Genomic DNA, 24,437 nt, shown 5'->3' on the forward strand with positions numbered 1-24,437 from the left:
TCAGGACTCCTTGACCGCGATGGTCTCCACCGTGTTCGCCACGTGCTCGAACGCGTCCGCGGCCTCCTCGAGTACGTCCACGATCTGCTTGAGCTTGAGCACCTCGATGGCGTCGTATTTGCCGTTGAAGAGCTGGGCGAGCAGCTTGCGGTGGATCTGGTCGGCCTGGTTCTCCAGCCGGTTGACCTCGATCCAGTACTCGGTCAGGTTGGACATGGTCCGCAGGTTCGGCATCGCCTCGGCGGTCAGCTCGGCTGCCCTGGCCAACACCTCGATCTGCTGCTCGACGCCCTTCGGCAGCTCCTCGACGTTGTAGAGGACGACCAGGTCGACGGCCTCCTCCATGAAGTCCATGATGTCGTCGAGCGAGCCGGCGAGGGTGTAGATGTCCTCCCGGTCGAAGGGCGTGATGAAGGAGGAGTTCAGCTGGTGGAAGATCGCGTGGGTCGCGTCGTCTCCCGCGTGCTCCGCGGCCCGCATCCTCTCGGCGATCTCGATGCGGGTAGCCGAATCGGCTCCGAGCAGTTCCATGAGGAGCTTCGAACCGGTGACGATGTTGTCCGCGGAAGCGGCGAACATGTCGTAGAAGCTCGTCTCCCTGGGGGTCAGACGAAAGCGCACGTGGGTTCCTCGGGATACATCGGAGTCGGTCTGTTGATGCTAGGCGCAACATCCGGCCACAGCTAACCGGCGTCATCCAGTGTCGCCCATGGGACAGAGTCCCCCTCACAGGGGATGCGTCGCACACGGTACCGATTCGGTAAGATATACCCACCAGGGGTATAAGGGGACAGAGAGGGCGGGCGGCGGGATGGCGGACACGGCGGCGGAGACGGCAGTGACGGATTCAGCGGCGGGATCGGCGGGTTCTGCAGCAGACGAGATTGTGTCGCCGCCGGGGCCGCATGGCTATAGCCATGACAAAGAGTCCCACCTCAAACGGCTGCGGCGGATCGAGGGCCAGATCCGCGGCCTCCAGCGGATGGTCGAGCAGGACGTCTACTGCATCGACATCCTGACCCAGGTGTCGGCCAGCACCAAGGGGCTCCAGTCCTTCGCGCTGCAACTGCTCGAGGAGCACCTGCGGCACTGCGTCGCCGCGGCGGCGGTGGGCGGCGGCCCCGAGATCGACGAGAAGGTCGCCGAGGCGACGGCGGCGATAGCGCGACTGCTGCGGACGTAGCCCCGCCGCGAAGGGACCCGCCTTAGAGCCGGCAGGGTGCGGGGGTGCGGTCGACCTCGAGCACCTCGTCGATGCGGGCGAAGCTCAGCCGCTCCTCGTCGGCGGTGGAGGCGGCGATGATCAGCTCCCCGCACAGCTCGATCTCGGCCAGGGCCACCGGATCGTCCTGGACCGTAGCCCCGGGCGACGGCACCATGTCCGCACCACCTCCTCCGCCACGCGTCCGGTCCAACGGCCGCCATCCAGCGTAGGGATCGCCCTTGCCCCGGCGCATGGCACGTAAGGACCATTTCCTGGCCCCCCGCCCGGGTCGGCGGGGGAGCGCGGCGGGGCGTTGCGGCTACGGGGAAGAAACGATCTTGCCGGCCCAGATGTCCTCGCCCCTCGGCAGCGCGACCGCCACCCCCGCGCCGAAGCCGTCGAAGACCGTCGTGGACGTCACACCCACGCCCCTGCCCCGCGCACCGAAGGTGAACTGCTCGGTGAGCCGGCGCAGCCGCCCCTCCCCATCGAGCCACGCGTCGAACGGCACCGCCGTCACCGCGAAGCCCTTCGCCGCGGCGGTGAGCGCACCGGGGGCGCCCGGTTCCGCGGCACGCGCCGCCTCCGCGATGTCGGCGACACCGCGGAAGTGCCGCACCGCCGCGGCACCCGGCAGTTTCTCGGTGCCGACCAGCACCACGTCCCGCGCGCCGAGCAGCAGTTCCGCCGCGGCCAGCGGCTCGGTGGCACCCCCGGTGACGAGATTGCCGTCCGGCAGCGTCGTGGTGTCCACCCGTACCCACTTGCCCGCGGGCACGCCCTCGCCCCGGTCCTTCATGTAGAGCGCGCCCGGCGTCAGCAGCTCGGTGACCGGCTTGTGCTCCTGCGCCCCCGCCGCGTCGCTCGGCAGCACCAGGGTCAGCTCGCCCTGCCGCCTGGCGTAGTCGAAGCCGCCGGTGCCGGTGACCGTGACCCAGGTGCCGCCGCTGGCCATCCGCATCGAGGTGTCCACCCGCGAGCTGCCCGCCCGTACGAGCACGTCGGCCGCGTCCCGCACCGCCGCCGCCGGATCCGCGGCCACACCCTTCGCGCCGCCGGGGCCGGCCGCGGCCGCGGAACCGCTGTCCGCCGCGGCACCGCGCTCCGCGCAACCTGTGACCAGCACCAGCGCGCAGCAGGCCGCGGCCAGCGCCGTGGCCGTACGCAGAAGCCGCCGGCCCGCGGCCGTCGCAGGTACCCCCGTGGACATCGCCGCCACCATCCCTGAACCATCCCTGTCAACGCCTGGGCCTCACCTCGGTAACGACGGGCGGAAGCACGCCGTCACGCCCGTTACCGTGGTGGCGTGCTCAAGATGCGTACCGGCCAGGAGCCGGCGGCCGGCGACCACAGGACGTCCGTGGTGGAGCGCGGCTCGTTCGCCAGCGCCCGCTGCTCCTGCGGCTGGTCGGGCCCCGCCCGCCGGGCCCGCGACCGGGCCAGGCGCGACGCCAGCGAGCACACCGCCGGCTGATCTCCCGCCCCCGCGCACCAGCCGCAACCAGCACCTCCCCCGCCACGTCTAGGACTTGCAGAGTCCCCGACGAATGCGGTGGTGAGGACAGTGGACGAGCCGGCCCCCAGGCCCCGGACCACGACAAGGGTGCGGCGGCGCACCGCGCTCAAGGCAAGCGGCGGCGTCCTCGCCGCGGGCTGGCTGACCGGCTGCGGCCCCGCCGGAGGGGACGGCGGTGACGGCAAGGCGCCCCCGCCGCACACCGCCACCGCCACCACGACGGCCACCCGCAGCCCGAGCCCGTCCTTCTCGCCGGTCGCCCCCGACTGGTCCGCGCTCGGCACCTCCCTGCACGGCGGCCTGGTCCGCCCGCAGGACGCCGCCTACGCCACCGACCGGCGCCTGCACAACACCCGCTTCGACGGCCTGCGCCCTGCCGCCATCGCCTACGTGACCGGCGCCGACGACATCCGGCGCTGCCTGGACTTCGCCCACCGCACCGCGACCACACCGGTCGTCCGCAGCGGCGGCCACTCCTACGCGGGCTGGTCCAGCGGCGACGGCAAGCTGATCGTCGACGTCTCCCGGCTCAGCTCGGTCCGGCTGGACGGCACCACGGCCACCGTCGGCGCCGGCGCGAAACTGATAGACGTCTACGCCACGCTCGGCAAATACGGGCGCACGATCCCGGCCGGGTCCTGCCCCTCGGTCGGCGTGTCCGGCCTCACGCTCGGCGGCGGCCACGGCGTGATGAGCCGCTCCATGGGCCTGACCTGCGACAACCTGATCGGCGCCACCCTGATCACCGCCGACGGCACGACCCACGAGGTGTCGGCTGACCACGAGCCGGACATCTTCTGGGCGCTGCGGGGCGCGGGCTGCGGGAATTTCGGTGTCGTCACCTCGCTGCGCTTCACCACGCATCCGGTGCCCGATGTGGTCACCGGCTATCTGACCTGGCCCTGGAGCCGGGCCGCCGACGTGATCGCCGCCTGGCAGGGCTGGGGGCCCGACCAGCCGGACCACATCTGGTCGGCGCTGCACCTGGACTGCTCCCCCGGCGGCTCACCGACGGTCTCGGTGGCGATGCTGTCCACCGGCTCGCGCTCCGACCTGGCCGCCGCCGCCGACCGGCTCGCGGACAGCGCCGGCGCATCCGCCTCCTCGGTCTCGCTGCACCCGCACAGCTACCTGGACGCGACCTTCTCCTACGCCGGCTGCTCCGGCCTTTCCGCCGCCCAGTGCCATCCGGCGCCGGCCGGCCGCCTCGGGCGCGAGACGTACACCGCGCGCTCCGACTTCTACGACGCCGACCTGCCGGCGGCCGGCATCAGCGCCCTGCTCTCCCAGGTCCAGCGGCTGGCGAACACCCCAGGCGGCGGGGCGGGCAGCGTCGCCCTGACCGCACTGGGTGGCGCCGTCAACCGGGTCTCCCCCACCGCGACCGCCTTCAGCCACCGCGGCTCGCGCTTCCTTGCCCAATACCTGGCCTCCGACGCCCTGTCCACGACCTCCTGGCTGGACGGCATCCACAGCGCGATGCGCCGCTACGCGTCGGGCGGCGCCTACCAGAACTACACCGACCCGGCCCTCACCGACTGGCGCACCGCCTACTACGGGCAGAACGCCGACCGGCTCACCGCGCTCAAGCACACCCTCGACCCGCAGCGGCTGTTCGACTTCCCGCAGGCCCTGTGACCGCATTCCGCGCGAACGGCCGGAACGGCCGGAAGACGCCTTGACTGCGGCCGGCCCCGCAGGACCGGCCAAGGGCGGGTCCTGCGGGCCCGACGACGCCGCGAGGTGCCGCGGGGGTCGCCGCACGGCCGCCGGGGATCACCGGCAGCCCTCAGGCCGCCAGGTCCTTGTCGTCGGCGCTGTGCCGGTGGTGCGGCGAGGCGGCACGCGGCGGCCCGCCGTAGGGGGTGGGGCGGGCCCGGACCAGGAAGGACGCGCGAGTGCGGGCCACCGCCGTGGTCAGGGCGGTGAGCAGGGCCAGCGCGATCGGGGCGAGCAGCAGCGCGGTGGCGGCGCCGAGGGCGAATCCGCCGACGACGTCGGTCGGGTAGTGCGCGCCCAGGTAGACCTGGGTGAAGCCTTCTGCCAGGGCGATCACCAGGGCGATGGCGCCCGCCTTGCGGCTGACCATGAACAGCCCGACCGCGACCGCCGCGGTGAGCGTGACATGGTCGCTGACGAAGGACATCGGGTGGTGGCCAGGCACCAGCACGTCGAGGCCGTCGTGGTCGACGTAGGGTCTCGGCCGCCGCACCAGCGCGCGTACCGGGAAGTTGAGCAGCAGGGCGGTGCCCGCGGCCAGGCAGGACCACAGCACGCCGGCGACCGCGGCGGGCGCGTCGGAGGACCGCCTGGCCACCCGCCACCAGCACCATCCGGCCAGCAGGGCGGTCAGGATGATCAGGCCGTACTCGCCGGCGAACTCCACGGCCTTGTCGACACCGCGGGGGGCCTGCTTGGCGAGATCGTTGATGGAGCGGAGCAGGGTGATGTCGGGGTTCGCGCTGTCGTTAGCAACCTCTGCCATGGCGGTGGTGCCCCTTAACCACTAGCAACTGACCGTGCCTCAGCGGCTCGGCACGTCTGCAACCCCCGTCGCTTGCGTACCAACCCATTGTCGCCCGTACAACGGCCGACACGGTACGTAGCGTTCCGGTCTTCGCCAGAAGATCACCATGCTGTTATCCAAGGGTGACCAGTGGACATGCATAACGGCCGACCGTAGGCCAGGGGATGACGCCCCGCGGTCGGGAAGGTGTCCTGACGCCCCTTCCGGACGCACCGGCGGGCGCTGCGGCGCCGCCCTCGCCCCGGCGACCGCGGGTGGCCGCCGGCGGCCACCGGCGCACCCGAGCGATCAGGCCGCGGCCACCGGCAGCGCCGCCGCGCCCGCCTGGGTGACCCGGGTCGCACCGATGTAGTCGGGGCTGTCGATCCGGTCGAACCTGATCTCGGCGCCGGTGTGCGGCGCGTCGATCATGTAGCCGCCGCCGACGTAGATGCCGACGTGATGGATCGAGCGCGGGTCGTTGAGGTTGTAGGCGAAGAAGACCAGGTCGCCGGGGAGCAGCGCGCTCCTGGCCGGGTGCGCGCCTGCGTTCCACTGGTCGTTGGCGACGCGCGGCAGGGTGATGCCGACCGAGGCGTACGACGCCTGCGTCAGCCCCGAGCAGTCGAACCGCCCGCCCTGCGCCGCCGTCCCTTCGCCGCCCCACAGATAAGGGGTGCCGATCCGCTGCTGCGCGAAGTAGATGGCCCCCGCCGCCTGCTGGGACGGTGCCACCGCCCCCACCGGCGCGGCGAAGCTCTTCGCCAGGGTGCGGATGGTCTTCACGTAATTCTGTGTCTCCGCGTACGGCGGCACCCCGCCGGCCTGGATCACGGCGTACGCGCCCGCGTTGTACGCCGCCAGCATGTTGTCGGTGTTGTCGCCCGGCACGTTCTTCACGTAGGAGGCCAGGTCGCAGTCGTAGGTCGCGGCCGACGGGATCGCGTCCTCGGGGTCCCACACGTCGGCCTTGCCGTCGCCATTGCCGTCGATTCCGTGTGTCGCCCAGGTGCCGGGGATGAACTGGGCGATGCCCTGCGCCTGCGCACCGCTCTGCGCCCGCGGGTCCCAGCCGCTCTCCTGGTAGAGCTGGGCGGCCAGCAAAGGCGGGTTGATCGCCGGGCACAGGTCGCCCCACCGCTGCACGAGCGGCTGGTAGATGTCGGGCACCGCGCCCTTGGCCAGACCCACCGCGCCGCCGCTCTTGCCCGCGAGCCCGGCGGCCGCCGAATAGGTGCCCACCACCAGCAGGGCCATGAGTGAAAAGAGCAGCCCACCGCCGAGGATGACGGCCGGCCAGACCTTACGCACCATCAGCGCCGCCTCCCCTTCCGCACCGTGTCCACCTCACCCTGCGCGCCCTTGCAGGAACGCACGTTCCCATCGTTGCCCTGCGGTTATGCTCGTGATACACAGAGTAGTCATCCATGTCCCATCGAACACCGGTCCGCCCAACAGTCTGACGGCTCCGGGCCGGATCACACGGACGATCCGCCGAGAAAGTCGCTGAGCGGCGCGCAACAGCGGAAACGTCGGTCAAGATAGATGCTGGCCCCTTGCGCCCCGGCAGGGGAGCCAACTGACAGAGCGGGGTGGTGAGTTACATGTTCGTGGCAGCCCCCAAGGGCGACATCAACACCATCATCGGCGGTATCGCACCCGACTGGGGGCCTTTCGGGTCCCTCGGCCAGGAAGCCCGTGTGATGATCGAGGTGGTCATGGCGGTGGCGATCCTGCTGTGCCTGGCCATGGCGATCTGGGGTGCGGCGAAGCAGCGGATCGGCGCGACCGCGCTGCGCGACACCTTCAGCGCGGAGCAGGGCAAGGGATTGATCATCGCCGGGCTGACCGGCGTGTTCATCATCGGATCGCTCGGCACGCTGTTCACCATCGTCTACGGAATGGCCGTGTAGCCGCGCGCGCCGCCGCCCGGCCCTGCCCTTCCGCCAAGTCCCCGGAGCCCGTCCCAGGCCCCACCTTCCCACCCGAGGCTGCGTGCTGATGCCCACTCGACCAAGCAGCGGAGCCGTCCGCCCCACGCGGTCCTCCCGCGCGCCCGCGGCGCGCCGAGGGGTGGCCGCGCGATGAGTCTCGGCCAGGACGGACCTCCGACCAGGACCCGGATGCCCGAAGGCCACGGGGCCCACGGCGGCGGCACCCGCCGCCCGCAGCCCCGGCGCGCCCTGGTCACGGTGGTGGGCGTCGTCGTCCTGCTGATCGCGGCCCTCGCCTTCGCCAACCGCGGTGGCGGACCGTCGGCCGACGGCGCCGGCGAGGGCAGCGGCACGGCCTCAGGCGGCTCGACCGGCTCCCGCGGCTCCGGCGCGGCGCCCACCGCCCCGACCGGGCAGAAGCCCGTCGAGGGCAAGAGCGACGCGGGCATCCCGGCCGGCTTCGCGCACACCGAGCAGGGCGCGCAGTCCGCTGCGGCCAACTTCGCGGTGGCGCTGGGCTCCACCGACATGTTCAACGCAGGCCGCAGGCACGCGATCGTCGGCGCGATCTACGACCCCGCCGTCAGCGCCGCCCTCCAGGCCGACCTGGACCGGGCCTACTCGGGCGCGACGCTCAAGAGCCTCGGCCTGTCCGCCGACGGCACCGCGCCTGCCGGCCTCACCTTCGTCTCCCGCACCGTCCCGATCGGCACCAAGACCACCGCGGGCGGCTCCGCCGACGCCAGGACGGTCGAGGTCTGGTGCACCGACCTGATCGGCCTGGCGGGCACCGGCTCGACCAAGCCGGTCAGCACCGCCTGGTTCACCATCACCGAGAAGCTGGTCTGGGCGGGCGGTGACTGGAAGATCCGGTCCTCCACCCAGAAGGAGGGCCCCGCCCCGGTCGCCGCCGACAACCAGGCCGCCTCCGCCGACGAAATCGCCGGCGCGGTCCGGGACTACGGAGGGTTCACGTATGCCAGGTAGCAGCCGCACCCGACGTCAGAACCGCACCGTCGGCGGCCAGTCGGGCCACCGCCGCTGGTCCGTACCCGCCACGCTGACCGTGCTCACCGCCGCGGCGCTCGCGCTGCCCGCCCGCGCGGCGCTGGCGGCCACCCCGCCGCCCTCGGCGCCCGGTGCCACCCCTTCCGCGGCGCCGCCCACCAGCAACGCCTGCGACGGCCTCATCGGCGCCGCCAAGGACTACTGCACGAAGGGCGACACCGGCGCCCCCGCCAAGGGCACCAACCCGACCGACTCGCTCGACCCGCTCACGTCGCTCGCCAAGGGGTGTGCCAACGCCGCCGCCTGGACGATCGACAAGCTGTCGGCCGCGGTGACGAAGACGACGCAGGTCGACTTCACCAACACCTCCTTCCTGCGGCAGTACGCCGTGGTCTTCGCCGCGTCGACGATCCTGACGCTGATCCTGTGGCTGCTGGCGGTGGCCAAGCGGGCGGTGCGCGGCGTCCCGATGACCGAGGCGCTGACCGAGGCGGTCGGCTTCCTGTGGCTGACGGTGCTGGCCTCCGCCTTCACCCCGCTGATCCTCTACACCGTGGTGTCGGCGACCGACGCGGTCACCGACGTGGTGTCCTCGGGCACGAAGTCCGACACGGATGTCTTCTTCGGCTCCTTCTCCGGCGCCCTGACCAAGGGCACCGACATCGGCGGCGGCCCGATCATGCTGATCGTGGTGTCGATGGTCTCGGTGCTCGCCGCCGGCGTGCTGTGGCTCGAACTGGTGATCAGGGCCGCCCTGCTGTACGTGGGCGCGATGCTGGGGACCGCGGTCTACGCGGGCCTGGTGGACAAGAACATGTGGCACCACGTCAGGCGCTGGGCCGGCATCATGATCGCGGTGATCCTGGTGAAACCGGTGATCGTGATCGTGCTGGGCCTGGCCGGAGCGCTGTCCTCGTCCGACAGCGGCCCCGACGCCTTCTCCGCGGTCGTCTCTGGCCTGGCCATCATCCTGCTGGCGATCTTCGCGAGCGCCATGATCTACCGCTTCGTGCCCGGTTTCGGCGACGACGTCGTGAATCTGCGCAACAACCGCAAGGCGAGCGGGCAGAGCCAGGCCGCCGCGGTCATCTCCTCGCCCGCCGCGCTGGTCAAGCAGGGCATCAAGACGCACAGCGCCCGCGGCGGCCCGCAGGAGCAGGCGCAGGGCGGCGGCGCGCAGCCGTCCAGCGCGGTGGCCGGCGGCATGGCCGCACACAGCTCCCGCGGCGGCAACCAGGGCGGCGCCGCCGCACCGCCACCGCCACCCCGGCCGGGCGGCGGGCAAGGCGGCGGAGGCGGCGGCTTCGGCTCGCCCTTCCGATCGAACCAGGGATCGAACAACGGCACGCAGGGAGGTGATCGCGGGTGACGACCCAGCCCTTCACCCAGCCGCGCCGGACCTATCTGATCGGCAAGGCAAGGCCCAACGCGATCGTGGGCAAGAACCGGGAGACCGGCGAGATCGTCCTGATCGTGCTCGGCGCCGGTCTCGGCATGCTCAACGGTCTGCTGGTGCCGATCCTGCTGCTGCGGATCATCGGCCTGGTCGGCTGGCCGACGCTGGCGCTGGCGGCGGTCTTCCTGCCCTACCGGCGGCGCACCTTCTACCGCTGGTTCGAGATCAACCGCACCTACCGCCGCACTCTGCGGGTCTCGCCCACCTACCGCTCGGCGGTGCAGGAGGCGGGCACCGCGCTGGACGGGCGGGAGATCGAGGTGGGGCCGCCGCCGGGCATCGGGCGGATCAGCTGGCTCGCGGCGCCCTTCGGGCCCGACGAGATCGCGGTGCTGCTGCATGTGGACCGGCGTACGGTCACCGCGGCCATCGAGATCGAGGGCCCCGGTGTGGGCCTGCGCGACAGCGAGGACCAGGAAGCCCTGGTGGAACGCTTCGGCACGCTGCTCAAGCACGTGGCGAACGGCGACGGCTTCGTCACCCGGCTGCAGATGCTGGCCCGCACGCTGCCCGCCGACCCGGACGCGCACGCCAAGGACGTCGCCCAGCGCGGCGACCCGGACGCCGACCGGTGGCTCAAGGAGTCCTACGAGCAGCTCCAGTCGATGGTGTCGACATCCTCCGAGCAGCACCGGGCGTATCTGGTGGCGTGCATGCACTTCACCAGGGAGCTGTCGGCCGAGGGCAACGCGATGGCCCGCGCCACGGCCGTACGCGGCACCAAGGTGGACAAGGACGGCGGCCTCGCCGCGGTGATGGCCCGCGAGCTGAACGACATCTGCGCGCGGCTCGCCGAGGCCGACATCCGGGTCAGGCAGCCGCTGGGCCAGGCCCGGCTGGCGTCCCTGGTGCACTCGATGTACGACCCGGACCACCCCATCGACCACATCCAGGCGATGACCAGGCGCAACGCCTGGCCCGCCGAGCTGGACGCGACCGAGCCGACCTTCCTCCAGGCCAAGACCCGCGAGTCGATGACCCGCGCCCCCTGGCACCACTCGACGGCCTGGATCAAGGAGTGGCCGATGACGCCGGTCGGGGTGAACTTCCTGGCCCCGCTGCTGGTGCACACCCCGGACGTGATCCGTACGGTCGCGGTGACGATGGACCTCGAACCGACGGACGTGGCGATCGAGCGGATGCTCACCGAGAAGACCAACGACGACGCCGAGGCCAGCCGCGCCGCGAAGATGAACCGCGTGGTGGACCCGCGCGACATCGCCCACCACGGGCGGATCGACCAGCGCGGCGAGGACCTGGCGAGCGGCGCCGCGGGGGTGAACCTGGTGGGGTACATCACGGTGTCCTCGCGCTCCCCGGAAGCGCTGGCGCGCGACAAGCGCACCATCCGTGCTTCCGCCGGTAAGTCGTATTTGAAGCTCGAATGGTGCGATCGTGAGCACCACCGGGCATTCGTCAATACGTTGCCGTTCGCGACCGGCATCCGCCGCTAGTCGTCCGTCACGAGGAGGCCATCGCCATGCCCATGCTGGACCCTCTTGCGGCGCTCACCGACGCGTTCACCAGCTTCCTTTTCGGCCGGGTCGAGTCGACCAGGCTGCCGGTGCGCACCTCGACAGGCCAGGCGCAGGCCGTCTACCTGCCGACCGCGGCGCCGGGACTCGGCGACTCCGGGGTGATCATCGGCCGCGAGGTCTACTCGGGCAAGGGCTACATCTACGACCCCTTCCAGCTCTACGGCCAGCAGCTGCCCGCCCCGCACTGGCTGGTGCTGGGCGAGTCGGGCAACGGCAAGTCGGCGCTGGAGAAGACCTACGTGCTGCGCCAGCTGCGCTTCCGCGACCGGCAGGTGGTGGTCCTCGACGCGCAGGGCGAGGACGGCGTCGGCGAGTGGAATCTCATCGCCAGGGCGATGGGCCTGACCCCGATCCGCCTCGACCCGATGGCGGCACTCGACGGCGGCATCAAGCTCAACCCGCTGGACCCGGCGATCACGGTGACCGGCCAGCTGGCCCTGCTGCGCACCATCATCGAGGTGGCGATGGGCCGCGGCCTCGACGAGCGGTCGGGCTTCGCGCTGAAGGTGGCGCACGCCTACGTGGCCGAGACGGTGACGGAGCGCCAGCCGATCCTCACCGACATCGTGGACCGGCTGCGGCACCCGATGCCGGAGTCCGCCGAGGCGATGAACGTCGACCTGGACGACGTGCGGGCCTGGGGCCTGGACGTGGCCCTGGTGCTCGACCGGCTGGTCGACGGCGACCTGCGCGGCATGTTCGACGGGCCGACCAGCGCGGGCATCGACCTGGACTCGCCGCTGATCGTCTTCGACCTGTCGCACATCGACCGCAATTCCATCGCGATGCCGATCCTGATGGCCATCGTCGGGGTGTGGCTGGAGCACACCTGGATCCGGCCCGACCGGAAGAAGCGCATCTTCCTGGTCGAGGAGGCCTGGCACATCATCAACTCGCCTTTCGTGGCGCAGCTCTTCCAGCGGCTGCTGAAGTTCGGCCGCCGGCTGGGCCTGTCCTTCGTCGCCGTGGTCCACCACCTGTCCGACGTGGTCGACGGGGCCGCGGCGAAGGAGGCGGCGGCGATCCTCAAGATGGCCTCCACCCGCACCATCTACGCCCAGAAGGCCGACGAGGCGCGCGCCACGGGCCGGGTGCTCGGGCTGCCGCGCTGGGCCGTGGAGATCATCCCCACGCTGACCCCCGGCATCGCGGTGTGGGACGTCAACGGCAATGTGCAGGTGGTCAAGCACCTGATCACCGAGACCGAGCGGCCGCTGGTCTTCACCGACCGCGCCATGACGGAGACCTCGGTGCAGCACGCCGCAGGCATGGCGGCCGAGGCGGAGGCCGAAGCCGAGGCGGAGGCCCGCGCGGAGGCGCACGCCGCCGCGCAGGTCGCACTCGCCAAGCAATTGGCCGACGACGCGGTGGCATGACATGGCGGCACGGAAGCGGGAGCAGAGCGGTGGGCTGCCGGACGGGCTGATCGTCGGGATCATCGCGTTCCTGCTGGGCGTCACCCTGCTGGTGTGGACGGCGACCGGCATCTCCGCCCTGCTCTCGCACGGTGCGTGGCCCGGCGACGTGCACTTCACCCGCACCCCGGGCGCGATGCGGGCGCTGATCGGGCAGCCGCACGACGTCCCCGCGGCATGGCCCGGCGCCCGGCCGGGGGAGCTGCCGGGGGCCGGCCTCTTCTGGGGCATCCTCATCGGGCAGTTGATGGTGCTGTTCACGGTCGCGGTGTGGGTGCTCAACGTGGTGGCCAGGCTGCGTACCCGCGACGAGCGCCGCCAGGAGGACCCGCGGGCCGAGCCGGAGCCCGCGGCCACCGCGGTGCCCACGCCCCGCCGCAGGGGCCGCGCACCGGCCGTCAAAGGCCGCGGCGAAGGCCACGTCCAAGGCTATGGCGAAGGCCACGGCGAGGCGGGCGGGAAGGCCGAGGGGGACGGGCTCGACGCCTGGTTCCGCACCGTGCCGCGGGCCGTCCCGCCGCGGGCCGCGGACCCGGTCACCACCGAACTGCCCGCGGTCGGCCTGGCGATGCCGCCCGTCCGCGAGCCGCGGCCCGCCGTCCTCGACGGCGGCGAGGTCACCCGTACCTACGCGCTCTTCGCCGGGCCCCGCGGCGACCAGGCCAAACGCGTGGTGCAGCCCGCTGTCCTGGCCGCGGCGGGACCCGTGCTGGTGACGAGCGCCGACCCTGACACCTACCACCAGACAGTCGGCAACCGCAGCAAGCTCGGCCCCGTCCACGTCTACGACCCGGCGCATCTGCTCGACGTGCCCGGACGGCTGCGCTGGGCGCCGCACCGCGGCTGCGAGCGTCCCGCGACCGCAGCCACCCGGGCGGCGGCGCTGCTGGCGCCGCTGCGTACCGCGCGCGCCGACGAGGCCATCGTGCACTCCACCGCGGTCACCCTGCTGCGGTGCTGGCTGCACGCCGCCGCCGTGGACGGCCGCCCCTTCCGCCAGGTGCACCGCTGGACGGCGGGCGGCAGCGCGGCGGCCGACGCCGTACGCATCCTGCGCACCGACACCGGCGCGGCCTCCGGCTGGAGCGGCGAGCTGGAGTCGGTGCTGCATGCCCATCCGGAACGGCGGGACGCCGCCCAGGCGCTGATCCGGCAGATCCTGGAGCCGCTGAATTCCGTGCACATCCGCGACGCGTGCAATCCGGCGCGTACCGGGGGCCTGGATCTGGAGTCATGGGCCGCGGAAAAGGGAACGCTCTACGTGATGGGCGAACGGATCGAGGACCCGCGCACCCACCTGGGTGCGATGCCGCTGCTCACCGCACTCCTCTCGAGCGTGGTCGAGCACGGCCGGCGCATGGCCGCAGGGTCATCCGCCGGCCGGCTCGACCCACCACTGACCTTCGTGCTCGACGATGTCGCCGCCCTCGCCCCCGCACCCGACCTGCCGGACCTGCTTGCCACGGGCACCGCGGCGGGCCTGCCCACCCTGGCGGTGCTGCGGTCCCCCGAGCAGGCCACGGCCCGCTGGCAGGCCCCGCTGTGGCAGCACGCCGACCAGCGGCTCGCCCTCGGCGACGACACCGCGGACAGCCTGCCGCCGTCGGTGCGGGACGCGATCCGGCTGCGCTGAGCGTCCGGGCCGGCGAGGCAGGCCGGCGGTGCGGCCCCGTGAGCGGGCAGGGCGGTACGGCCGGACGGTGGGGCAGGGCGGCGGAAAACCCCGAGAGCCGCGCGCACGGCGCCTGTTACGGTGCCTGGGCCGACCGCGGGACTCCGTCGCGACTTCCGGAAACTGCCTTTGAAGCAATGATTCGCAGCTCGCGCCCTCATTCCCCGGTCGGCACCCCCACCCCAACGCACCGGGAGCCTGCCGATGCCCGCCGAGGGCCTGATCGCCGCAGAAGACGTCCTGCTCTTCACCAACGCCGCGATCACCGCCACCTCGCAACGCGAGTTCCACACCGACGCCTCCGAGCAGCGGCTGTCCCTGGACTTCCTGCACGCGTACATGCTCGGCAACTACCGCGACCTCTACGCCGCGGTGCTCGCCCTCGACATCAACGACCACAACGCGGCGCTGATCATCCGCCACCTGCTGGCCACCGCACGCGAGGCCACGCCCGGCCGGCGCGCCGTCGAGGGGCGGCTGATCGCCCGCCGGCTGGCGCTGCTGCCGCCGCAGCGCGTCTACGCCCTCATCGCAGAACTGCGCGGGGCGAAGGTCAACAACCGCCGCACCCGGGCGATCCTGCGGGACTGGCTGGCGGCACGGCCCGACCCGGTCTTCGACGCCGTCAAATACCGCGCGGGGGTGAAGACCGCGCTGCGGCACGCCCACCTTGCGCCGCCCGACCCCGAACTGGGCGACTTCCTCTTCCGGCCGCGCGGCCGCAAGCACTACGCGGCGCCGCTGCTGGAGACGTGGCGGCGGGCGCACTACGAGCAGGCGGCCGTCTACGAGCTGCCCTTCACCGTGGCCGAGGGCTTCGCGGCCCGGCACGGCATCGCCCGCGGCGCCTTCCTTGACCGGATCGCCCCGCGGATGACCCGCGGCGAGCGGCTGCGCCTCCAGGAGTCCGCTCGCGAGCGGGGCGCGACCGCGGTACGCACCGACCTGGCCAGGATGCCGCTCACCCGGCTGGCCTCGTACGTCCTGGGGCTGCCGCTCGGCGACCGGGTGGCGCGCAGAACCGAGCTGACCGGGGCGCTGCGCGCCGCCGCCCGCCGCACCGCCGGCGCCGCTGCGGGCGGCTGGGGCCGGGTCACGGCCGTGCTCGACGACAGCTTCTCGACCCACGCCTCCGGCCACAAGCGCCGCCGCCCGCTGGCCGTCGCGCTCGCCTCGCACCACCTGCTCGAAGCCCTCGCCGGCAGCTACACCGCGCTGTGGACCTCGGGCCGCCGCGACCCGCTGCTGGCGTACCCGTTCGGTGCGACGCCGCTCGGCGAGCGCATCGCCGACGCGCTGGAGACCGGGCCCGACCGGCTCGTGATCGTCTCCGACGGCTGGGACAACGCGCCGCCCGGCATGGCCGCGGAGGTGCTGCGGGTGTGGCGCGAGCGGCTCGACCCGGACGGCCGCGTCGCCGTCGTCCACCTCAACCCGGTCTACGACGCAGGCGGCTTCGACGTCCGCCGGCTGTCGCCCGCGGTCCCCACCGCGGGCATCCGCGACGCCGAGGACCTCCCCTCGCTGGTCGGCCTGGCGCACTTCGCCACCGGCCGTACCGGCCTGCCGGAGCTGCGCGCCCACCTCGACACCAGGATCGCCGCCTTCCTCGCCGCGGGGGGCGAGGCCCGATGACCGCCACCGCCGCGCTGCGGCTCGACCTGGACGGGCTCCGCACCATGCCCGCCCAGGTGTGGGGCGGCATCCGCCTCGTACCGCTGGTGCGCGACGAGCCGCTGCCGGGCCTTCGGCTGCACCGCGAGCTGTACGCCGACGGCGTCGGCGTGGTCGACGTCGGCGACCACACGGCCTACACGTCGTACATCCCGCACGGTTTCGTCGCCGACTGGGGTGCGCAGCCCGCGGCCGCCTACGGCACCCAGCTGCGCGGCGGGCGCGGCGCACCGCAGCCGGTCGAGGCGATGCCGCTGCACGTCCACCGCCGCATGGCCCGCCGGGTGGCCAAGCGCCGGCTGCGCTTCCTGCCGCTGCACCTCGCCCTCGAGGGCTACCTGGCGCTGCACTTCGGCGGGCCCGCCATCGCCTGGGAGGAGTGGTCCCTGCAGGCGCTGCGGCGCGGGCTCTCGCCGCGGGTGGAGGAGGCGTACATCGGCGCAGAGGTCAGCGGACTGGCCGACGCGCTGCGGGTGTTCGAGATCCACCCCGGCCAGTGCGGGGTCGTCCTGCACACCGCGGACGCCGTCGCCGCGGCCTTCGCCGTCCCGCACCCCGACGACTACCGCGCCCTGCACACCACGCTGGTCCAGGACCTCTACGGCGACCTGATCCACCATTACGCGCTGCTCGGCGCCCCGGTCCAGGACTTCGTCCCGCGCCTGGACGCCGGGCGCATCGGCTCCACGGCCGACCTGCGCGCGGCGCTCGCCGTACAGCGGCGGGAGTGGGCCGACTTCCACAGCGGCACGATGGCGGCGGGGCTGCTGGCCCCCGAGTACACCGCCCGCACCGTCCACCGGGCCGGGGACTTCACCCTGCGGCGCTTCCTGCCCGCCTTCCGGCCGCGTACGGAGAACCACATCGGCGAGGCCATCACCGCGCCCGACGGCCGTATCGCCTATCTGAAGACCTTCCGGCTCTCCGAGGCGCAGATCCGCCGCGGCCACATCCTCTCCCACCTCGCCGCGCACGACTGGCACATCCCCAGCGCGGCGGCCGCCCTCGCGCTGACCCCGGACGACCTGGCCACCCGCATCCGCGCGTCCGGCTTCGCCCACCTGCTCCGCCACCACTGAGGCCCCTGGGGCGGCCCTCAGGCGATGCGGGCGAGGTCCGCGGCGTGGACGGCGCCGAGCAGCGGGCGGCCCGCGGCCCAGCGTTCGACCTCGGAGACCGCGTAGGCACCCAGGCGCTGGACCTCGGAGCCCTGGCACCCCGCGATGTGCGGGGTGAGCAGCACGTTGGGCAGGGTGTGGAGCACGTGGCCGACCGGCAGCGGCTCGGGGTCCGTCACGTCGAGATAGGCGTCGAGCCGCCCGGTCGCGCACTCGCGGGCCAGCGCCTCGGTGTCGACCAGCCGGCCCCTGGCCGTGTTGATGACGGCGGCGCCGTCGCGGAGCAGCCCCAGCCGCCGCCCGTCGAGGAGGTGCCGGGTCTCCGGCAGGTCGGGCGCGTGGACGGTGACGATGTCGGAGGCGGCGCAGAGCTCGTCGAGGTCGACGAGCCGCACTCCGAGTGCGGCGGCGTCCGCCGCCGAGACGTACGGGTCGGCCAGCAGCACCCGGAAGCCGGAGTCCGCGGCGAGGAGCCGGGCGATGACGCCGCGTCCGATGCGTGACGCGCCGATGACTCCGACGACGGCGCCGTCGGCGCCGCGGCGTTCGGGGTAGCCGGGCAGCCGCCCGCGGCGGTAGTCGGCGGCGGCGCCGAGGGTGCGCCGGGCGGCGAGGACCACCGTGGCCATGGTGAAGTCGACGACGGGCCCGGCGTTGGCGTCGGCGGCCGACGACACCGCGATCCCCCGCTCCCAGACCGCCGCGTGCACATGGTGCTTGACGGTGCCCGCGGCGTGGACGACCGCGCCGAGCCGGGGCGCGCGGGCCAGCAGCCCGGCGTCGACCTCGGGCGCCCCCCACCCGGTGAGCAGCACCTCGGCGGTGGCGAGGGCGGCGCCCGCGCCGGGTGCCGCCACATCGGTGAGCAGCAGCGGATGGACGTCGGCCAGCGTGTCGAGCCGGGCGCGCAGCGGGGCCGGAAGGACCAGGTCCAGGATGTCCTGCCGCATCGCCAGCACCAGCTTCGGCCGCTCCGCCATGTCTGCCCCTCGCGTGTAATCGGTTACTTTCCTGATGCACTCAGATTAGGTGCGAGCCAGCCTAGGGTCAACGTCATTCCGGCGCGAGGGGTTGACCGTGTCGTAGTAACCGGTTTAGTTTCCGTCCCACCTTAGGCGTCGAGGAGGACGCGATGGCGATAGCCGAACGGGACGCCACCAGCCGCACAGGGGCGGCAGGTGCGTCCGGGGCAGACCGAAGGGCCGGACGGAAGGGGCACGACACCCGCCTCAAACGGCTGCGCAGGGACTGGGTGCTGCTGGCGCTCATGGCACCGGGCGTGGCGTACTTCCTGGTCTTCCACTACGGCGCACTGGCGGGCAACGTCATCGCGTTCAAGGACTACGTCCCCTTCGACGGCCTGTGGGCCAGCCAGTGGGTGGGCGTCGACAACTTCCGGACGATGTTCGGCGACCCGGACTTCTGGTCCGCGGTCCTCAACACCGTGTGGATCGCGCTGCTCCAGCTGGTCTTCTTCTTCCCGGTGCCGATCGCGCTGGCGATGCTGCTGCACAGCCTGACCAGGGACAGCGTCCGCAAGTTCGTCCAGTCGGTGGCGTATCTGCCGCACTTCCTGTCCTGGGTGATCGTCGTCGCGGTCTTCCAGCAGGTGCTGGGCGAGACCGGCCTGCTCAACAACGTGCTCGGCGACGCCCACCTGCACTCCGTGGACATCATCGGCAATCCCACCGCCTTCAAGCCGCTGGTGATCGCCGAGGTGATCTGGAAGGACTGCGGCTGGGGCACGATCATCTTCCTCGCCGCGCTCACCCAGGTCGACGAGCAGCAGTACGAGGCCGCCGCGATCGACGGCGCAGGCCCATGGCGGCGGTTCTGGCACATCACCCTGCCGTCGGTGCGCCCGATCATCGTGCTGCTGCTGATCATGCGGCTCGGCGACATCCTGTCCGTCGGCTTCGAGCAGATGCTGCTCCAGCGGGCCTCGGTCGGCCCGGACGCGGCCGAGGTCATCGACACCTTCGTCTACTACAAGGGCCTGGTCGGCGGCGACTACGGATACGCCGCCGCGGCCGGCCTGTTCAAGGGCGTCGTGGGCGCCGCACTCGTCTTCGCCGCCAACAAGGTCGCACACCGCCTCGGCGAGCAGGGGGTCTACCGATGAGCAGCACCACCTGGAGCCTGCGCGGACCCAGGCGCGCACCGCGGCGGAGCGGCCCGGCAAGGCCGGTGCGCCCGGCGTGGATGGAGCGGCCGAAGCCGGCCACCCAGGCCGCCAAGGCGGTCGCCCTGGCAGCGGTCGTCCTGCTGGTCAGCGTCCCCTTCCTGATCATCGTCTCGACCAGCTTCGCGTCCAACGCGGAAGTCGTCGCCAACGGCGGCTGGGTGCTGTGGCCGCAGCACCCCACCCTGCGCGCCTACCGCGAGCTGTTCGACGGCGGCATCGTCACCCACGCCCTGTGGGTCAGCGCCGGCGTCACCGTCATCGGCACCGCGGCGAGCCTGGCCTGCACCATCGGCCTCGCCTACGCCCTCAGCCGCCGCGACGTCTTCGGCGGCCGGCCGATCCTGCTGCTGATCCTGTTCACCTTCCTCTTCCCACCCGGCATCATCCCGGCCTTCCTGCTGGTCAAGGGCCTGCACCTGCTCGACAGCTACGGCGCGCTCGTCGCCCCCGTGCTCATCAACGTCTTCAACCTGGTGGTCCTGCGCGGCTTCTTCCAGTCCGTCCCCGAGGAGCTGTACGAGGCGGCGCGGCTGGACGGCGCGAGCGAATGGCTGATCCTGCGCCGCATCGTGCTGCCGCTGTCCAAGGCCGCACTCGCGGTGGTGGGGCTGTTCTACGCGGTCTCGTACTGGAACGCCTGGTTCTACGCGTCGATCTACCTCGACTCCGGCCACTGGCCGCTGCAGCAGGTGCTGCGCACCTACGTCGTCGGCGGCTCGCAGCTCGCCGACTCCGCCGCCGGCGACGCGGGCACCGTGGCCGCACCGCAGACGATCCAGATGGCGGTGCTCGTGGTGGCCACCGTGCCGATCCTGCTCGTCTACCCCTTCCTCCAGAAGTACTTCACCAAGGGCGTGCTCACCGGCGCCATCAAGTCCTAGGGCCTGTCGCCCCCGCACACACCCCTCGAAGAAAGGACCCACCGTGAGTTCCTCGTCGTTCTCGCGGCGTACGCTGCTGCGTTCGATCGCCGCAGGTGGCGCCGCCCTGGCCGCACCGTCCGTCCTCGCCGCCTGCTCGACCTCGTCGGCCAAGCACGATGTGGGCAACGCCGGAAAGAAGCTCGCCCCCTGGCCGGCGTACGTCCCCTTCACCGGCCCCGCCCCCGACCTGCCCGGCACCGCGGACGGCATACAGCCCGGCTACCTGTCCTACCCCAAGAACCTGGTCAGCGCGGTCCACGACAAGCCGGGCAAGGGCGAGACGATCAAGGTGATGGCCATCACCTACGGCACCCCGCCCAAGCCCGCGGCGCAGAACAAGTTCTGGGCGGCGATCAACGAGGCGCTGGGGGTGACCATCGAGTTCACCGTCGTGCCCGACGCCGACTACATGACGAAGATGGCCACCATGATGGCGGGCAACGACCTGCCCGACGTCATCAACTTCGGCGGCGGCCACACGCTGCCCCGCGAGGCCGACTTCGTGGCGTCCAAGTGCGCCGACCTGTCCGACTACATCTCCGGCGACGCGATCAAGGCGTACCCGAACCTGGCGAACCTGCCGACGTACGTCTGGCAGGACATGGGCCACATCGGCGGGCGCCTCTACGGCATCCCCGTCCAGCGCTCCGCACCCGGCAACTGCCTGTGGATCAACAACGACGTCTTCACCCAGGCCGGCATGAAGGACGGCTGGACCTCGGACGACTTCATGGCCGTCGCGAAGAACGCCACCCACGGCAAGAAGTACGGGCTCGGCTCGTCCGCGCCACTGCTGTTCGGCGAGACCATGCACACCATGGCCTTCGGCGCGCCCCAGGGCTGGAAGCTCGACGGCGGCTCCTTCGTCAGCGCCTACACCACCGACGAATACCGGGCCGGCCTGGAGTACATGACCAAGCTGCGGAAGGCCGGCCTCTACAACCCGAACGTGCTCGGCACCTCCACCGTCGACACCAAGACGTACTTCTACAACGGCACCGTCGCCTCGATGGTCGACGGCTTCGGCGCGCTCGGCACCTCCATCCCCAGCATCAAGGACGCCTTCGTCCTCGACGCGGCAGTCCCGTACAAGCCGAGCAACGGCGCCAAGCCGGGCATGCAGCGGGCGAAGGGCGCCTGGGGCTACACCGCGCTGAAGAAGACCACACCGGACCGCATCAAGCTGATCCTGCGGGTGCTCGACTACCTGGCCTCGCCGTTCGGCACCAAGGAGTACGAGCTCAACCACTTCGGCGTGGAGGGCACGCACTTCACCCGCGACAAGACCGGCGCGCCCATCGCCACCGAGCTGGGCCTGGTCGAGAACCCGGTGCAGCTCCCGATCAAGTACCTGTGCGACGCCCCGCAGGTGCTCTACCTGCCCGGCCGCCCGGACGTCGTCCAGCGCAACCACGCCTGGCAGCTGAAGATCGCACCGATGCTGGTGCGCAACCCCAGCTTCGGCCTGCAGTCCGAGACGACCAGCCGGGTCGGCGCGTCCATCGACACCCTGCGCACCGACACGGTCGGTTCGATCATCGCCGGCCGCAAACCGCTGAGCGCCTGGGACGACACCGTCAAGAAGATGCGCAGCATGGGCCTGGACCAGATCGCCGAGGACTACGCCAAGGACTACGCCTCGAACCACTGACGGATACCCGCCCGCGCCGCCGCGGCAGGCCCATTACGCTGGGCGGCGGCGCGGGCCGCAAAGGACACCGGCGCGCCGGGGACATCGGATGGCGGGGATGGCGGAGATTTCACCAGGGCCGGGCACCATCGGCGGCAGCGCCCGCCGCGTCACCATCCGCGATGTCGCCGACCGGGCGGGCGTCTCGGTCGCCACCGTCTCGCGGGTACTGGCCGGGAACTACCCCACGTCCGCCGCGGCACGCGCCAAGGTGCTGCGGGCCGTGAAGGACCTCGACTACGTGATCGACGGCCGCGCCCGCGCACTGGCCGGCACGGGGCCCAAGACCGTGGCCGTCATCGTCTCCTCCGTGGACAGCGCCTTCTACGCCAGCGTCGCCCAAGGCGTCGAGCAGGAGGCCGCCGCCCGCGGCCGGCTGTGCATGGTGTGCAGCCACGGCGGCGACGAGGCACGCGAACTCGCCCTGGTCCAGATGATGCGGGAGCAGCGGTCCGAGTTCGTGGTCCTGGTCGGCGGCGCCGTCGAGGACGAGCGCTACCAGGCCCGGCTCACCGAGTACGCCCACGGGCTCGCCGCCGCCGGCTCCCGCCTGGTCCTGTGCGGCCGGCCGGCACCCAGCGCCGACATGCCGGTGCTGGTCGTGGAGTACGACAACGAGGCCGGCGCCTACGCCGTCGTCAGCCACCTGCTCTCGGCCGGCCACCGCGACATCCTCTACCTGGGCACCATGCCGGGGCACACCACGGTGGAGCCCCGCATCGCCGGCTACCGCCGCGCCCTCGCCGACCACGGCCTCGGCCCCGCCGCCGAGCGCATCGCCGGAGTGGGCCTCGGCCGCTCCCACGGCTACGCGGCCATGCGCCAGATCCTCGCCGACTGCGACGGCCGCCCCGAGTTCACCGCCGTCTTCGCAGGCGACGACCAGGCCGCGGCGGGTGCGATGGCCGCGATGCGCGAGTACGGCCTGCGGACGCCGGACGACATCTCCGTCGTCGGCTACAACAACGACGGCCTCGCGCAGGACCTCAACCCCCCGCTCACCACGGTCAACATCCCCGCGTACGAGCTCGGCCGGGAGGCGGTCCGCCTCGCCCTCGCCGAGGAGCCCGCCCATCCTGGCGCCCCCCGCAGCACCACCCAGTCGCGCCACCTCCTGGGCACCCACACCGTCCTGCGGCAGAGCGTCCGCCGCCTGGCGTGAGGCGTGAGGCGGGGCGCGGGGGCGGGCCGCGCGACGGCGACCCTGGCCGAGCAGAGCCGCCGCGCCTGACCGCGGGCGGCTGACCGCGGCCGCGGCGGCCGTCCGTTGTGACTTTCGGCCGTAGTGGCTGCCGGACCAGCCGCCGGTGGCCCCTACCGCCACCGGCCGCTCCCTGTCGCCATCTACCGCTATCTGTCGCGCAGCGACCTCGACAGCCCGAACTCCGGCAGCAGCCCGTTGTCGATGAACCTGGTCAGCACCGAGACCCGGTCCCCCGCCAGCGTCAGCAGCAGTACCCCGTGCGCGTGCACGATCGCAGAACCCGGGTCCCGCCGGTAGAAGCCGAAAGCCGGCTGACCGTTCGCCCGGATCGGCCGCAGCACGTAGGTGCGGCCACCGCCCAGCACGACGGTCCGCAGGAACCGCCCGACCGCCGTGTGCCCCTGGTACTCCAGGTCGAGCGGCGGCATCGTCAGCCACACGTCATCGGTCAGCAGCGCCAGGATCGCGTCCACGTCCCCCGCTTCGAAGGCCCTCGCGAAAGCCTCCACCACCCGCCGCTCCCGCGCCGAATCCGGCAGCGGCGCCCGCTCCCTGTCGGCCCCCGGCAGTGCGTCCGCCAGCGTCGCCCGCGCCCGCCTGAGCGCGTTGGACACCGCGCTCTCCGTGGTGTCGAGGACCCCGGCCGCCTCCGCGGCCCTGAAGCCCAGCACATCGCGCAGCACCAGCACCGCCCGCTGCCGCGGCGGCAGTTGCTGGAGCCCCGAAAGGAAGGCGAGCGACACCGCCTCCCTGGTCTCGTAGCGCGCCTCAGGCCCCGGCGCCCGGTCGGGCAGGTCGGCGAGCAGCGTGTCGGGATACGGCTCAAGCCACGTCGGCTCGGTACGGCGCCGGGTCGGCTCGGGCAGCGGGACTCCCATCGGAGTGTGAGCCGGCTCGCGCTGCGGGCGCCGGGCGCCGGCCCGCAGCGCGTTCAGGCAGCGGTTGGTGGCGATCCGGTAGAGCCAGGTCCGCACCGACGCCCTGCCCTCGTAGCCGTCGAGCCCGCGCCACGCCGCCAGCAACGTCTCCTGCAGCAGATCCTCCGCGTCCTGCAACGACCCGAGGATGCGGTAGCAGTGCACCTGGAGCTCCCGCCTGTACGGCTCGGTCAGCCGCCGAAAGGCGTCACCGTCTCCCGCGCGCGCCAGTGCCACCAGGTCACCGGTCCGCGTCTCGTCACTCCGCCACACCTCGGCCACCATGTCCCGGCCCCTCCTCGCACCCGCCCGCGTCCGCTCTCCCCAGTACAGACACCGCCGGCACCGGAAAGTGCTCGCTCCTGGGAGGAGTCTCCTGGTGAACGCAGAAAAGCGTCAGCCCCCGTGCAAGGCACGGGGGCTGACGCTCTATCAATAATTGTTCGGCGGTGTCCTACTCTCCCACAGGGTCCCCCC

Annotated in this window: 22 protein-coding genes; 15 read left to right on the top strand and 7 right to left on the bottom strand. The window is 72.4% G+C overall.

Annotated elements, in window-relative coordinates:
• A complete protein-coding gene (locus ACGFMP_RS31435) occupies nucleotides 1–621 on the bottom strand; it encodes a DUF47 family protein (RefSeq protein ID WP_327289566.1) in 621 nt (206 codons plus the stop codon).
• 190 nt (nucleotides 622–811) lie between these two features.
• On the opposite strand from ACGFMP_RS31435, the gene ACGFMP_RS31440 reads away from it, so the two are divergent.
• A complete protein-coding gene (locus tag ACGFMP_RS31440; RefSeq protein ID WP_393676706.1) occupies nucleotides 812–1,183 on the top strand; it encodes a metal-sensitive transcriptional regulator in 372 nt (123 codons plus the stop codon).
• A 22-nt stretch (nucleotides 1,184–1,205) separates the two neighbouring features.
• Here the strand turns inward: ACGFMP_RS31440 and ACGFMP_RS31445 are convergent, their stop codons facing one another.
• Together ACGFMP_RS31445 and ACGFMP_RS31450 are read right to left on the bottom strand one after the other, a co-directional pair.
• Nucleotides 1,206–1,379 (bottom strand): hypothetical protein, encoded by a 174-nt coding sequence (locus ACGFMP_RS31445; RefSeq protein WP_393676708.1) that lies wholly within the window; start codon nucleotides 1,377–1,379, stop codon nucleotides 1,206–1,208.
• Nucleotides 1,380–1,523: 144 nt separating this feature from the next.
• Nucleotides 1,524–2,414 carry a hypothetical protein gene (locus ACGFMP_RS31450; protein ID WP_393676709.1) on the bottom strand — a complete coding sequence of 297 codons (891 nt, stop codon included), beginning with the start codon at nucleotides 2,412–2,414 and terminating at the stop codon, nucleotides 1,524–1,526.
• Between the two features lie 96 nt (nucleotides 2,415–2,510).
• Between ACGFMP_RS31450 and ACGFMP_RS31455 the strand changes: the two genes are divergently transcribed.
• Both ACGFMP_RS31455 and ACGFMP_RS31460 read left to right on the top strand, forming a co-directional pair.
• On the top strand, nucleotides 2,511–2,678 hold the full coding sequence (locus ACGFMP_RS31455; RefSeq protein ID WP_393676743.1) for a hypothetical protein: 168 nt from the start codon (nucleotides 2,511–2,513) through the stop codon (nucleotides 2,676–2,678).
• 129 nt (nucleotides 2,679–2,807) lie between these two features.
• Nucleotides 2,808–4,358, top strand: a complete 1,551-nt coding sequence (locus ACGFMP_RS31460; protein WP_393676710.1) for an FAD-binding oxidoreductase — start codon at nucleotides 2,808–2,810, stop codon at nucleotides 4,356–4,358.
• Nucleotides 4,359–4,509: 151 nt separating this feature from the next.
• On the opposite strand, the gene ACGFMP_RS31465 is transcribed toward ACGFMP_RS31460, so the two are convergent.
• Together ACGFMP_RS31465 and ACGFMP_RS31470 are read right to left on the bottom strand one after the other, a co-directional pair.
• A complete protein-coding gene (locus tag ACGFMP_RS31465) occupies nucleotides 4,510–5,205 on the bottom strand; it encodes a phosphatase PAP2 family protein (RefSeq protein WP_393676711.1) in 696 nt (231 codons plus the stop codon).
• Nucleotides 5,206–5,535: 330 nt separating this feature from the next.
• Nucleotides 5,536–6,540: an NlpC/P60 family protein gene (locus ACGFMP_RS31470; protein ID WP_393676713.1), complete on the bottom strand. Its 1,005-nt coding sequence runs from the start codon at nucleotides 6,538–6,540 to the stop codon at nucleotides 5,536–5,538.
• Between the two features lie 290 nt (nucleotides 6,541–6,830).
• On the opposite strand from ACGFMP_RS31470, the gene ACGFMP_RS31475 reads away from it, so the two are divergent.
• From ACGFMP_RS31475 to ACGFMP_RS31510, 8 genes are all read left to right on the top strand, one after another.
• Nucleotides 6,831–7,139, top strand: coding sequence for a hypothetical protein (locus ACGFMP_RS31475; RefSeq protein WP_031524459.1), 309 nt, complete (start codon nucleotides 6,831–6,833; stop codon nucleotides 7,137–7,139).
• A 171-nt stretch (nucleotides 7,140–7,310) separates the two neighbouring features.
• Complete coding sequence (locus ACGFMP_RS31480; RefSeq protein WP_393676715.1) at nucleotides 7,311–8,147, top strand: hypothetical protein; 837 nt, start codon at nucleotides 7,311–7,313, stop codon at nucleotides 8,145–8,147.
• Nucleotides 8,137–9,537, top strand: coding sequence for a hypothetical protein (locus ACGFMP_RS31485; protein WP_393676717.1), 1,401 nt, complete (start codon nucleotides 8,137–8,139; stop codon nucleotides 9,535–9,537). The genes ACGFMP_RS31480 and ACGFMP_RS31485 overlap by 11 nt, the downstream gene beginning before the upstream one ends.
• Nucleotides 9,534–11,078 (top strand): SCO6880 family protein, encoded by a 1,545-nt coding sequence (locus tag ACGFMP_RS31490; protein WP_393676719.1) that lies wholly within the window; start codon nucleotides 9,534–9,536, stop codon nucleotides 11,076–11,078. Before ACGFMP_RS31485 ends, ACGFMP_RS31490 begins: the two co-directional genes overlap by 4 nt.
• Nucleotides 11,079–11,110: 32 nt before the next feature.
• Entirely contained in the window at nucleotides 11,111–12,538 is a 1,428-nt protein-coding gene (locus ACGFMP_RS31495) for an ATP-binding protein (protein ID WP_393676739.1), read from the top strand.
• A 1-nt stretch (nucleotide 12,539) separates the two neighbouring features.
• Nucleotides 12,540–14,210, top strand: coding sequence for a type IV secretory system conjugative DNA transfer family protein (locus ACGFMP_RS31500; protein ID WP_393676721.1), 1,671 nt, complete (start codon nucleotides 12,540–12,542; stop codon nucleotides 14,208–14,210).
• Nucleotides 14,211–14,453: 243 nt separating this feature from the next.
• The gene (locus ACGFMP_RS31505) at nucleotides 14,454–15,884 is read left to right on the top strand and encodes a hypothetical protein (protein ID WP_393676723.1); all 1,431 of its coding nucleotides are present in this window, start codon (nucleotides 14,454–14,456) and stop codon (nucleotides 15,882–15,884) included.
• Nucleotides 15,881–17,002 carry a hypothetical protein gene (locus ACGFMP_RS31510; RefSeq protein WP_393676725.1) on the top strand — a complete coding sequence of 374 codons (1,122 nt, stop codon included), beginning with the start codon at nucleotides 15,881–15,883 and terminating at the stop codon, nucleotides 17,000–17,002. Before ACGFMP_RS31505 ends, ACGFMP_RS31510 begins: the two co-directional genes overlap by 4 nt.
• Nucleotides 17,003–17,019: 17 nt before the next feature.
• Here ACGFMP_RS31510 and ACGFMP_RS31515 read toward each other — a convergent pair whose 3' ends face one another.
• Complete coding sequence (locus ACGFMP_RS31515) at nucleotides 17,020–18,021, bottom strand: hydroxyacid dehydrogenase (protein WP_393676727.1); 1,002 nt, start codon at nucleotides 18,019–18,021, stop codon at nucleotides 17,020–17,022.
• Nucleotides 18,022–18,173: 152 nt separating this feature from the next.
• Between ACGFMP_RS31515 and ACGFMP_RS31520 the strand changes: the two genes are divergently transcribed.
• From ACGFMP_RS31520 to ACGFMP_RS31535, 4 genes are all read left to right on the top strand, one after another.
• The gene (locus ACGFMP_RS31520) at nucleotides 18,174–19,163 is read left to right on the top strand and encodes an ABC transporter permease (protein ID WP_393676728.1); all 990 of its coding nucleotides are present in this window, start codon (nucleotides 18,174–18,176) and stop codon (nucleotides 19,161–19,163) included.
• Between the two features lie 80 nt (nucleotides 19,164–19,243).
• On the top strand, nucleotides 19,244–20,107 hold the full coding sequence (locus ACGFMP_RS31525) for a carbohydrate ABC transporter permease (protein ID WP_393676741.1): 864 nt from the start codon (nucleotides 19,244–19,246) through the stop codon (nucleotides 20,105–20,107).
• A gap of 43 nt (nucleotides 20,108–20,150) precedes the next feature.
• On the top strand, nucleotides 20,151–21,800 hold the full coding sequence (locus ACGFMP_RS31530) for an extracellular solute-binding protein (protein WP_393676730.1): 1,650 nt from the start codon (nucleotides 20,151–20,153) through the stop codon (nucleotides 21,798–21,800).
• A 97-nt stretch (nucleotides 21,801–21,897) separates the two neighbouring features.
• Nucleotides 21,898–23,001: a LacI family DNA-binding transcriptional regulator gene (locus ACGFMP_RS31535; protein ID WP_393676732.1), complete on the top strand. Its 1,104-nt coding sequence runs from the start codon at nucleotides 21,898–21,900 to the stop codon at nucleotides 22,999–23,001.
• 188 nt (nucleotides 23,002–23,189) lie between these two features.
• Here ACGFMP_RS31535 and ACGFMP_RS31540 read toward each other — a convergent pair whose 3' ends face one another.
• Entirely contained in the window at nucleotides 23,190–24,245 is a 1,056-nt protein-coding gene (locus ACGFMP_RS31540; protein WP_393676734.1) for a sigma-70 family RNA polymerase sigma factor, read from the bottom strand.
• Nucleotides 24,246–24,437 lie beyond the last annotated feature (192 nt).

The organism is Streptomyces sp. NPDC049040, from assembly GCF_043197715.1.
GTDB lineage: Bacteria > Actinomycetota > Actinomycetes > Streptomycetales > Streptomycetaceae > Actinacidiphila.